11 protein-coding genes are annotated in these 11,456 nt (G+C 57.6%); 8 read left to right on the top strand and 3 right to left on the bottom strand.

The window, feature by feature from the left end; translation table 11 throughout:
* The 3 genes from ACILRN_RS12205 to ACILRN_RS12195 all read left to right on the top strand — a co-directional run.
* The coding region (locus ACILRN_RS12205; protein WP_395688665.1) for a sigma-70 family RNA polymerase sigma factor at positions 1-357 on the top strand (357 nt) is incomplete at its 5' end.
* Positions 354-1,004 carry a ChrR family anti-sigma-E factor gene (locus ACILRN_RS12200; RefSeq protein ID WP_395688663.1) on the top strand — a complete coding sequence of 217 codons (651 nt, stop codon included), beginning with the start codon at positions 354-356 and terminating at the stop codon, positions 1,002-1,004. The genes ACILRN_RS12205 and ACILRN_RS12200, both read left to right, overlap by 4 nt.
* Positions 1,005-1,007: 3 nt before the next feature.
* Entirely contained in the window at positions 1,008-1,766 is a 759-nt protein-coding gene (locus tag ACILRN_RS12195) for an SDR family NAD(P)-dependent oxidoreductase (protein ID WP_395688661.1), read from the top strand.
* 8 nt (positions 1,767-1,774) lie between these two features.
* Here the strand turns inward: ACILRN_RS12195 and glpK are convergent, their stop codons facing one another.
* The 3 genes from glpK to ACILRN_RS12180 are packed head-to-tail and all read right to left on the bottom strand — an operon-like array spanning position 1,775 to position 5,577.
* Positions 1,775-3,259, bottom strand: coding sequence for a glycerol kinase GlpK (gene glpK, locus ACILRN_RS12190; protein WP_395688660.1), 1,485 nt, complete (start codon positions 3,257-3,259; stop codon positions 1,775-1,777).
* Positions 3,260-3,262: 3 nt separating this feature from the next.
* Positions 3,263-4,777, bottom strand: a complete 1,515-nt coding sequence (gene glpD, locus ACILRN_RS12185) for a glycerol-3-phosphate dehydrogenase (protein ID WP_395688658.1) — start codon at positions 4,775-4,777, stop codon at positions 3,263-3,265.
* Complete coding sequence (locus ACILRN_RS12180; protein WP_395688656.1) at positions 4,774-5,577, bottom strand: DeoR/GlpR family DNA-binding transcription regulator; 804 nt, start codon at positions 5,575-5,577, stop codon at positions 4,774-4,776. The genes glpD and ACILRN_RS12180 overlap by 4 nt, the downstream gene beginning before the upstream one ends.
* A 198-nt stretch (positions 5,578-5,775) precedes the next feature.
* Between ACILRN_RS12180 and ACILRN_RS12175 the strand changes: the two genes are divergently transcribed.
* The 5 genes from ACILRN_RS12175 (at position 5,776) to ACILRN_RS12155 (ending at position 11,390) form a co-directional block, all read left to right on the top strand.
* Positions 5,776-7,512, top strand: a complete 1,737-nt coding sequence (locus tag ACILRN_RS12175) for an ABC transporter substrate-binding protein (protein WP_395688654.1) — start codon at positions 5,776-5,778, stop codon at positions 7,510-7,512.
* Positions 7,513-7,595: 83 nt separating this feature from the next.
* A complete protein-coding gene (locus ACILRN_RS12170; protein ID WP_395688652.1) occupies positions 7,596-8,660 on the top strand; it encodes an ABC transporter ATP-binding protein in 1,065 nt (354 codons plus the stop codon).
* Complete coding sequence (locus ACILRN_RS12165; RefSeq protein WP_395688650.1) at positions 8,660-9,733, top strand: ABC transporter ATP-binding protein; 1,074 nt, start codon at positions 8,660-8,662, stop codon at positions 9,731-9,733. The genes ACILRN_RS12170 and ACILRN_RS12165 overlap by 1 nt, the downstream gene beginning before the upstream one ends.
* Positions 9,730-10,593: a carbohydrate ABC transporter permease gene (locus ACILRN_RS12160; protein ID WP_395688648.1), complete on the top strand. Its 864-nt coding sequence runs from the start codon at positions 9,730-9,732 to the stop codon at positions 10,591-10,593. The genes ACILRN_RS12165 and ACILRN_RS12160 overlap by 4 nt, the downstream gene beginning before the upstream one ends.
* Positions 10,593-11,390, top strand: coding sequence for a carbohydrate ABC transporter permease (locus ACILRN_RS12155; RefSeq protein WP_395688646.1), 798 nt, complete (start codon positions 10,593-10,595; stop codon positions 11,388-11,390). Before ACILRN_RS12160 ends, ACILRN_RS12155 begins: the two co-directional genes overlap by 1 nt.
* Positions 11,391-11,456: the final 66 nt, after the last annotated feature.

Below are 11,456 nucleotides of genomic sequence, written 5' to 3'. Positions count from 1 at the left end.
TACGAGCCGTCCAAGGGTTCAGTCACGACCTGGGTTTTCACCATTGCCCGCAACCTGCGCATTGACCGGGCAAGACGCGATGTACACATGCCGACGACCGAACTGGGCGATTACGACGAGCCCTCGGAAGCGCCAGAGGGGGAAGAGCTGCTGGTGCGAAAGCAGGAGGACGGGCTGGTATCCCGGGCCCTGCAGTCGATCCCTGAGGAGCAGCGCCGGATCCTGGTTCTGTCCTTTGTGGAAGATCTGCCCCAGAGCGAGATCGCTGAGCGCCTCTCGATCCCGCTCGGAACTGTAAAATCGCGCATGCGCCTCGCATATGGGCATCTGCGCCGTATACTGGAGAGTGGACTGTGAAACCGACCCATCATCTCGACTACAGCACGCTGTTGTGTCTTGCAGCCGGAACGCTGGACGAGGCATTCACAATTGTGGCCGCATCGCATGTCGCCGTTTGCGCTACCTGCCGAGCAGCGGTGCGTCAGGCAGAGGCCGTGGGCGGTGGGTTGCTCGAGCAAATGTCTGATGCAGAAGTTTCCGAAGACTGCCGGTCTCGGACGATGGCAGCGCTTGACGCTGTGAGCCCCCAGCCAATGGCTGTGCGGGCCAGGCCAACGCAAATCCCTTTGCCGCTCGCCAGGATGATGCAGGTCGATGATTTCAACGGTATCACCTGGAAGAAGAAGGCGCCAGGTGTCGCCATGTTTGATGTGAAGTTGCCAGCTGGTGCGCGGGGTCAGCTTCGGCTTCTGCGCATCAGCGCTGGGCGTGCCATGCCTGAGCATGGTCATGGCGGCGAAGAAATCACCTTGGTTCTGAGAGGAGCCTACCGCGATCACATGGGCAGGTTTGCTCCAGGTGATGTGGCAGATCTCGATGAGGATATCGAGCACAAGCCAGTCGTGGAGCAGGATCAGGATTGCATCTGCCTTGTTGCCACTGAGCGCCCAACCCGGTTCAAGACCCTGGCCGCCCGGCTCATCCAGCCCTTCGTGGGCATCTGAACGGTGTCAGCGCCGACAGTCGCCTGGAAGACGGCCTGGGTTACCGGGGCCTCGACCGGCATCGGCCGCGAGATTGCACTGCAATTGCTGGAAAAAGGTGTTCGTGTGGCAGCCTCGGCTCGCACAGCGGACAAGTTGGCGAGTCTCGACCCCCGTATTCTTGCAGTTCCCCTCGATGTGACAGACCTCGCTGCCTGCAAGACAGCAGCGCAATTCATTGAAACGGAACTTGGGCCCATTGACCTCGCGGTTCTGGGCGCTGGGACCTATTCCCCGGTTTCAATCGACCGTCTGGATGCCGAGCTCTTCTCGGAGATGATGAACACCAACTACATGGGAGTCGTGAACTGTTTGGCAGCTCTCGCTCCGCGCATGCTGGAACGGGGCACGGGACATCTCTCGTGGATTGCTTCCGTCGCAGGGTTCATGGGTTTGCCAAAAGCCGCTGCCTATGGGCCGAGCAAGGCAGCCCTGATCAATCTGGCCGAGAGCCTGTACCCAGAAATGAAGCTCAGGGGCGTCCAGATCAGCGTGATAAACCCCGGCTTTGTCGAGACGCCGCTCACGGCCCAAAATGACTTCGAAATGCCCTTCTTGATGAAGGCAGAAGATGCCGCGCGGCGCAGCATTGACGGCCTGTCTGCCGGGCGTTTCGAGATCGCCTACCCGAGACGTTTCGTGGCAATTCTCAAGTCGGTGCGTGCCCTGCCCTACCCAATGTTCTTCTGGCTCATCAAGCGGGCGATACTGAAGGAACGCTAGATCGGGTCTCAGGACAGCAGTTTGCGAACTGAGTCCTGCCAGCCGGCATATCGTGCCTCGCGCTCCTGGGCTCTCATTTTCGGCTTGAAGCGGGCAGCGCGCCGCCAACCCTTCGCAAAGCGCTCAGGCTCTGGCAACAAGCCCGCCTGAAGCCCCGCAAGATAGGCTGCGCCCAAGGCTGTTGTTTCAAGGATGGGTGGACGGTCGACAGGCGCGTTCAGAATGTCAGCCAGTCGCTGCATCGTCCAGTCGGAGGCGCTCATCCCGCCATCAACTCGCAGGATGGTGCTGCCTGCGCTGCCCATATCCTTTTGCATTGCCTCCAGCAGGTCCCGGGTCTGAAAACAGACTGCCTCGAGTGCAGCTTTTGCCAGTTCTCGTGCAGTAGTGCCGCGGGTCAGGCCAAACACTGCACCACGTGCATCGGCTCGCCAGTAGGGGGCGCCAAGTCCGACAAAGGCAGGAACTAGATAGACGTTCTGGTTCGGATCGGCCGCACTGGCAAGATCTCCGGTTTCCGCTGAATGTTTCACAAGCTTCAAGCCATCCCGCAGCCACTGCACAGCCGCTCCGGCGATGAAGATTGCACCCTCAAGCGCGTAGGTGCGCTTGCCATCAAGCTGATAGGCAACAGTCGTCAGCAGGCGGTTGTGTGAACGAACTGCCTTGGTTCCGGTGTTGAGAAGAGCGAAGCAGCCAGTGCCATAGGTTGCCTTCATCATGCCCGGCGCGAAACAGGCCTGGCCAATCGTTGCAGCCTGCTGATCACCCGCCACCCCGCAGATGGGAAGCGCGGCACCCAGCAATCTCGGATCAGTTTTGCCAAAATCCGCAGCACAGTCCTTGACCTCAGGAAGCAAGTTTGCCGGCACATCAAGAATGCGGAGGAGTTCGGCATCCCACCGGCCTGAGTGGATATTGTAGAGTAGCGTGCGTGAGGCATTGGTAGCGTCGGTTGCGTGCACCTTGCCCCCTGTCAGCCGCCATATGAGAAACGTGTCGATGGTGCCGAATGCGAGGTCACCTTTCTCAGCCAAGCGGCGCGCACCCTTCACGTTATCCAGCAGCCAGCGGATCTTCGTGCCTGAGAAATAGGGGTCAAGTAGCAATCCGGTCTTCGAAGTAAAGGCCTTCTCGTGGCCAGCTGCCTTCAGGGCCGCGCATAAGTCAGATGTGCGCCGGTCCTGCCAGACGATCGCCTTGTGAATGGGTTTTCCGGTCCGCCGGTTCCAGATCACCACCGTTTCGCGCTGGTTGGTGATTCCAACCGCACTGACCATTTGCGCCTGTGCCTTTGCCTTTCGCAGTGCGGACCGGCAGACGCCGAGAACGCCTTCCCAGATTTCCTCAGGGTCGTGCTCCACCCAGCCGGATTTTGGATAGTACTGACGGAACTCCTTCTGGGATGAGCCTTTTGGCACAAGCTTGGAGTCAAACACGATTGCCCGGGATGATGTCGTACCCTGGTCAATGGCTAGGATGAAGTCCGGCATGGGTCAGCTCCTGACGTGCTGGAGTACCTGTCTGTTGTTTTCTTCTGACATGAAGTTGCGCAGCGCGCCCTGATCCTTCTCCGACATGTGCAGCCCCAGCTTTGAGCGACGCCAGAGGATATCATCCGAGTTCAAAGCCCATTCCCTGTCCTTCAGCCAGGTTATCTCACGCGCACTGAGCGGTCCAAAGCTCGGACCCAGATCAGCAACGCTGCGCGATCCCTCAAGTATTTTCTCTGCATCTGTTCCATAGGCACGGAACAACCGCTGTGCGTTGCTCCTGTCAAGGAATGGAAACTGCTGCGCAAGGCTGACCATACGCTGATTTACTTCCTCAACCGGGAAATCGCCCCCTGGCAGTGATGCGTCATGGGTCCAGGGCTTTCCCATCTGTGGGAAAAACGGAGAAATCTTCTCCATCGCTGCCTCAGCCAGCTTTCGGAACGTGGTAATCTTGCCACCAAACACGGATAACAGAGGTGCTCCACCCATCGGATGGTCAAGTTTCAGCACATAGTCGCGGGTTGCCTCCTGGGCTTTTGATGCGCCATCATCATAAAGGGGGCGGATGCCCGAATAGGCCCAGCGGATCATTTGGCGGGTCACAGGCTTTCTGAAATACTCGCTGACGGCGCCCAGCAAGTAGTCTGTCTCGGCTACCGAGATTTCAGGCTTCCCGGGATCTCCCTTGTGGTCCTCGTCCGTCGTACCAATCAGGGTAAAGTTCGTTTCATAGGGAATTGCAAAACAGATACGGCCGTCGGCATTCTGGAAGATGTAGCAACGGTCGTGATCATAGAGTTTTTCGACAACAAGATGGCTGCCCTTCACCATGCGGATCCGGTCAGGGTCGTTGTGTCCGATCACGCTGCCCAGAACCTGGCTCACCCACGGACCCGCAGAGTTGATCATGGCGCGCGCGTGGACCGTCTCCTCACCACGGCCCTCCGTTGCGATCCTGATTTCCCAAATTCCATCCACCCGCCGGGCAGACAAGCATTTGGTCCGCGTCCGGATGATTGCGCCTTTTTCTGCAGCATCGCGCGCGTTGAGAACTACGAGACGCGAGTCCTCGACCCAGCAATCAGAATACTCGTAGCCTCGCGTATAGAGATCCTTCAGGGGCTGTCCGGTGACATCCGTGCGCAGGTCAATGCTGCGTGTTGCCGGCAGGATCTTGCGGCCACCGAGGTGGTCGTAAAGGAACAGGCCCAGCCGCAACAAAGGCCAGGGCCGCAAACCCTTGTGGTGTGGCAGCACAAAGCGCAGCGGCCAGATGATGTGCGGCGCAGCCCGTAACAGCACTTCGCGCTCGATCAGGGCCTCGCGTACCAGCCGGAATTCGTAGTGTTCAAGGTATCGCAACCCGCCGTGAATGAGTTTAGTCGACGCACTCGATGTTCCTGAGGCAAGATCATGCTGTTCGGCCAGAAACACGCCGAGGCCTCGGCCGGCTGCGTCTCGGGCAATGCCACAACCGTTCACACCTCCGCCGATGACAAAAACATCATGGATCATTCCGCGGCTTCCATTTTCTCTGAACTGAGTGAGGACTCGCTGGCGATTTCAAGCCGTACGCCATGATCCCTGCACAGGGCTACGACAGGTTCTGGCGGGGAACGGTCGGTCACAAACATGTTGATGTCAGGCAGGTGTCCGATGCGTACCGGCGCCGTGCGGGTGAATTTCATGGCATCGGCCACCAGCATCACATTGCGGGCATTCTGCATGATGGCCTTGGCCGCACGCACCTCGCGATAGTCGAAGTCGAGCATGGCCCCGTCTTCGTCAATCGCTGACGCGCCGATCACGGCATGATCCACCTTGAATTGACTGATGAAATCAACCGCAGCCTCGCCGACGATGCCACCATCGCTCTTCCTCAGGACGCCTCCGGCGAGGATCACCTCAATCTTCGGCCTGGGCATCAGGATTGTCGCAACATGTATGTTGTTGGTGATGACAAGTAGCCCCTCGTGGTGGATCAGCGCTCGTGCCACCTCTTCCGTGGTGGTGCCGATGTTCATGAACAGGGAACAGTTGTTTGGAATGAGCCGCGCCGCGTGCCTGCCGATGATCAGCTTTTCGGCTGCCGCCATCTGACGGCGAGCCTCATAGGCGAGATTTTCGACCCCAGATGACAGCATCGCCCCACCATGGGTGCGTGCCAGAAGCCGGCCATCGCACAACTCGTTCAAATCCTTCCGAATGGTCTGGGGGGTCACCTCAAACCTCAGGGCGAGTTCGTCAACGGTCACGCTCCCGGCCTGCCTGGCCAGAATCAGAATCTGCTGCTGACGGGGGCTGATGCCCTGCATTTTCACTCCAGGCGAGTTCGCGCCATAGCCGGGGCGTGGTTTCGTTTCGAATTCGATGATATTCCCTTTTCTTCGGTTTTTGCAATATTGCACTGCAAAAAAGGTTCGGAATTTTCGCGATTGACGTTCGTTTGGTTTCCGATGATAGTTCCCATCGGGTGCCAATCCTTTGGTGCCAATCCCTAGGGAGGACCGACTATGAAACTGAAATTTCTAGCCTCAGCGGCCGCCTTGGCGCTGGTGGCGGTGACGACCCCGTCCTTCGCGGACGTGGAAGCCGCTAAGAAATGGATCGACTCCGAATTCCAGCCCTCGACGCTCTCGAAAGAGGACCAGCTGAAGGAGATGGAGTGGTTCATCAAGGCCGCCGAACCGTTCAAGGGCATGGAGATCAACGTGCTCTCGGAAGGCATTCCCACCCATGATTACGAGTCGAAGGTGCTGACCAAGGCCTTCGAGGAAATCACGGGAATCAAGGTCAACCACCAGATCCTCGGTGAGGGTGAGGTGGTGCAGGCCGTTCAGACGCAGATGCAGACGAACCGCAATCTGTATGACGGCTATGTCAACGACTCCGACCTGATCGGCACCCATTCGCGTCTGCAGCAGACCTATAATCTGTCAGACATGATGGCTGGCGACTGGAAGGATGTCACCAATCCTGGCCTCGATCTCGCTGATTTCATCGGCGCCAAGTTCACGACAGGTCCGGACGGCAAGCTTTATCAGCTTCCCGACCAGCAGTTCGCAAACCTCTACTGGTTCCGCAAGGACTGGTTCGATCGTCCGGAGCTGAAGGAGAAGTTCAAGGCCAAGTATGGCTACGATCTCGGCGTTCCGGTCAACTGGTCGGCCTATGAGGACATCGCGCAGTTCTTCACCGAGGACGTGAAGGAAGTCGATGGTGTCAAGATCTATGGTCACATGGATTACGGCAAGCGCGCTCCGGACCTCGGCTGGCGCATGACCGACGCCTGGCTTTCCATGGCAGGCACTGGCTCGGCTGGTGAACCGAATGGCGTACCCATCGATGAATGGGGCATTCGCATGGAGAAGGGCTCTTGCAACCCGTCGGGTGCGTCCGTCTCGCGTGGTGGTGAGACCAATGGCCCCGCCTCTGTCTACGCCATTGCCAAGTGGGACGAGTGGCTGAGGAAATATGCCCCTCCGGGCGCTGCCGACTATGACTTCTATCAGTCACTGCCGGCTCTGGCCCAGGGCAACGTTGCCCAGCAGATCTTCTGGTACACGGCCTTCACCGCCTCCATGGTGGCGCCGAAGTCGGAAGGCAACAACACGGTCGATGACCAGGGCAACCCGCTCTGGCGCATGGCTCCTTCGCCGCATGGCCCGTACTGGAAGGAAGGCCAGAAGGTCGGCTATCAGGACGTGGGTTCGTGGACCATCCTCAAGTCCACGCCTGCTGATCGCGCCAAGGCTGCATGGCTCTATGCCCAGTTCGCCGTTTCCAAGACGGTCGACGTGAAGAAGAGCCAGGTTGGTCTTACCTTCATCCGTGACAGCACCGTGCGCCACGAATCCTTCACGGAGCGTGCGCCGAAGCTTGGCGGTCTGGTCGAGTTCTATCGCTCGCCTGATCGTGTGCGTTGGTCGCCGACCGGCATCAACGTTCCGGACTACCCGAAGCTTGCCCAGCTCTGGTGGCAGCAGATCGGTGACGTGAACTCCGGCGCCTTCTCGCCGCAGGAGGCCATGGACCGTCTTGCTTCCGAAATGGAGCAGGTGATGGCCCGCATGGAAGCCGCAGACAAGGCCAACAACACCTATGGTGGCTGTGGTCCTCGTCTGTCTGAGCCCAAGGATCCGTCCGAGTGGCTTGGCAAGGCTGATGGCCCCAAGGCTAAGCTCGAGAACGAGAAGGAGCCCGGCCAGACAATCGCTTACGAGGAAATCGTCAAGCGCTGGCAGGAATAAGATTTTTCGACACTGGAGCGCGGGAAGTGATTCCCGCGCTCCGACTTTAAATGCACGCCCGGAAAGCGCACAAAAGGGACGCAATGGCCCTCGAACTCATCGACATAACGAAGCGCGCCGGCGCCGAAGTGCACATTCATCCAACTTCGCTGGTGCTTCACGAGGGATCATTCAATGTACTCCTCGGAACCACATTGTCGGGCAAGACCACGCTCATGCAGATCATGGCCGGCATCCAGCGGCCAACATCGGGATCGATCCTGTTTCGTGGCAAGGATGTGACCGGCGTTGCTGTACAGCAGCGCAATGTGTCGATGGTCTACCAGCAGTTCATCAACTATCCCAACTTCAGCGTCTATGACAACATCGCCTCTCCGCTGAGAGTAGGCCGCATGAGCAGCTCTGAAGTCGAAAAAAGAGTGATGGCGGCAGCCGATCTCCTGCGATTGAAACCCATGCTCAAGCGCCGCCCATCTGAACTGTCAGGAGGTCAGCAACAGCGCACGGCGATCGCGCGCGCCATCGTCAAGGATTCGGACTTGATCCTCCTTGACGAGCCGCTTGCCAACCTTGACTACAAGCTTCGTGAGGAATTGCGCGACGAGCTGCCAAAACTGTTTGCGGGCCGTAACGCCATCGTGGTTTATGCCACCACTGAGCCGTCGGAGGCACTGTTGTTTGGTGGCAATACGGCTACTCTCCACGAGGGTCGCATCACGCAGTTTGGCCCGACGGCTTCAACCTATCGTGCGCCCAAAGACTTGCTTACAGCGCAGGTGTTTTCTGATCCTCCGATGAACACTGCGCCCGTTGAAAAGCGGGGTGATCGTATCATGATCTTCGGTGACCGAAGCTGGCCCGTGGGTACTGCTGCTTCCAAGTTGCCGGATGGTCACTATATGTTGGGTCTCAGGCCCCATCACGTGACTCCAAATTCAATGAGCGCAGTTTCTGGAAAGGTTGAGGGCCGTGTTCTGGTGACAGAGCTTTCGGGCTCCGAGAGCGTCATCCACCTGGATGTCGGCGGCACCACCTGGGTTTCGCTTTCGCACGGCATCCATCCGCTCGAGGTGGGTTCGCAGGCCCGGCTTCATGCCGATGTCGATCGGGCGCTGTTTTTCACGCCTTCGGGCGAGAGGGTTTCCTGATGGCTGAAATCCGAATCGAAAACCTCCGCCATTCCTATATGGCATCTCCGCAGAGCGACGAAGATTATGCGTTGAAGCGGCTTTCGCTGACCTGGCAGGATGGTGGTGCTTATGCGCTTCTCGGACCGTCTGGCTGCGGAAAGACCACGCTGCTCAACCTGATCTCAGGTTTGCTGACGCCGACGGAGGGGACGATCCGCTTCAATGGCCGGGATGTTTCGCGTGCCTCGCCAGAGGAGCGGAACATTGCTCAGGTTTTCCAATTTCCCGTCATCTATGACACTATGACGGTCTATGACAATCTTGCTTTCCCTCTCCGGAACCGTGGTGTTGCAGAGTCCGACGTCAAGGCACGCGTGACCGAGATTGCCGACATGCTGGAGTTGACAAAGACACTCTCCAAGCGTGCCGCGGGGCTCACGGCAGACGGCAAGCAGAAGATATCGCTGGGCCGTGGCTTGGTGCGGTCGGACGTCAATGTGATCATGTTTGACGAACCCTTGACCGTGATTGATCCACACCTCAAATGGCAACTGCGTTCGAAGCTCAAGGAACTTCATCTCAAGACCAAGCGGACGATGATCTATGTGACCCATGATCAGACGGAGGCTCTTACATTTGCAGATCAGGTTGTCGTCATGAATCTGGGAGAGGTGGTGCAGTCGGGCACGCCGGTCGATCTTTTTGAGAAGCCTCAGCACACTTTCGTCGGTCATTTCATTGGTTCGCCCGGCATGAATGTTTTGCCTGCCGAGGTTCGTGCCGGGCAGGCGCTGTTCAATGGCCAACCGATTGCCGCAGATAATGCCGCTGTTGCCTCTGGCAATGGCCGCGTTGAAATCGGCGTGCGGCCGGAATTCGTGTCTGTGGCATCTTCTGGCATTCCTGCCGAGGTTGTTCGCGTATCAGATGCCGGTCGCTACCGGATTGTCGAGACGCGAAGCCACGGCAATACGATCAAGCTTCTCCTCAAGGAAGGCGAGGCGGTGCCTGAAGGCAAGATGCATCTTTCTTTCGATCCGACACATACCCAGATCTATGAAAATGGCTGGTTGGCTGGATCGCGGCGATGACCAAGATCGAAAACAATCGCGCCTGGTGGCTCGTCCTTCCCGTCTTTGCGATGGTCGCGTTCAATGCGCTCGTACCACTGATGACGGTAGTCAATTATTCGGTTCAGGAAACTTTTGGCAACAATGAGTTCTTCTGGTCTGGCACGGTGTGGTTCGAGCAACTTCTGCATGATGATGAATTCCATTCATCGTTGCAGCGCCAAATCATCTTCACGGCTGTCGTCCTGATCATCCAAATACCGCTGGGTCTGGCGATCGCGCTGTGCATGCCGCGGAAAGGACCTTGGGTATCAGTCTGCCTCGTTCTGCTGGCACTTCCTTTGCTTGTGCCATGGAACGTGGTGGGTTCCATGTGGAACATCATGGCGCTGCCTGATATCGGCCTGCTCGGAAAGGCAATAAATTCACTCGGAATCCCGTACAACTATACAAGGCAGCCCATATCTGCCTGGTTCACCGTGGTCTTGATGGACGTCTGGCACTGGACATCACTGGTGGTGTTGCTCTGCTACGCAGGTCTTGTGGCGATTCCCGACGCCTATTATCAGGCCGCCAAAGTTGATGGCGCCAAGCCATGGGCGGTTTTCCGCTTCATCCAGCTGCCCAAACTCAAGCATGTACTTACCATCGCCATTCTTCTTCGTTTCATGGACTCCTTCATGATCTACACTGAGGTGATCGTGCTTACTGGTGGGGGGCCGGGCAGTACAACGAAGTTCCTGTCGATCGATCTTGTTCAGAAAGCGCTGGGTGGATTTGACCTCGGCCCTGCGGCTGCCTTCTCGATCGTCTATTTCCTGATCATCCTGTTCCTGAGCTGGTTGTTTTACACGCTCATGATGCGCGAGGAGGCGAAGTAATGCGTAAGCGTTATATCATTCTCGCCCTCTACATCGTCTTCCTTTTGCTGCCGATTTATTGGCTGCTCAACATGTCGTTCAAGACCACCAATGAAATTCTTGGAGGGTTCAGCGCCTTTCCGCGTGAGTTCACGCTGGACAGCTATCGCACCATTTTCACGGATCCGTCTTGGTATAACGCCTATATCAACTCAATCACCTATGTGCTGATCAACACCGTCATTTCGGTGACGCTGGCACTTCCCGCCGCCTATGCTTTTTCGCGCTACAGGTTTCTTGGCGACAAGCACCTTTTCTTCTGGTTGCTGTCGAACCGAATGGCGCCCGCCGCGGTGTTCGTTCTACCCTTCGTCAACCTCTACTCGGCTGTTGGCCTGTTTGACACGCCCTGGGCGGTGGCCTTGGCGCATACGCTGTTCAACATTCCCCTTGCAGTATGGATCCTCGAGGGCTTCATGTCCGGGGTTCCCAAGGAACTGGACGAGACCGCGTATGTCGATGGTCATTCCTTCCCATCGTTCTTTATCAAGATATTTCTGCCTACCATCTCGGCTGGTATCGGCGTTGCCGCCTTCTTCTGCTTCATGTTCTCGTGGGTGGAAATGCTGCTGGCCAAGAACCTGACATCGGTTGCCGCCAAGCCAATCGTCGCTGCCATGACAAAGACGGCCAGCACGTCAGGTTATGAACTTGGCCTGCTCGCCGCGGCAGGCGTACTCACCTTGATACCTGGCGCCATTGTCATCTATTTCGTCAGAAACTACATCGCCAAGGGCTTTGCCCTTGGCCGCGTATGAGAAAGGCGGGAATATGGACGCGCCAATGATGTTTTCAGTCGACTGGTGGCAGCAGCCACTTGGCAG

Origin of the sequence: Aestuariivirga sp. (assembly GCF_044238155.1) — a bacterium.
Lineage (GTDB): Bacteria > Pseudomonadota > Alphaproteobacteria > Rhizobiales > Aestuariivirgaceae > Aestuariivirga.
The sequence above is the reverse complement of the archived record's forward strand: the minus strand, read 5'-3'. Positions and strand labels throughout refer to the sequence as shown.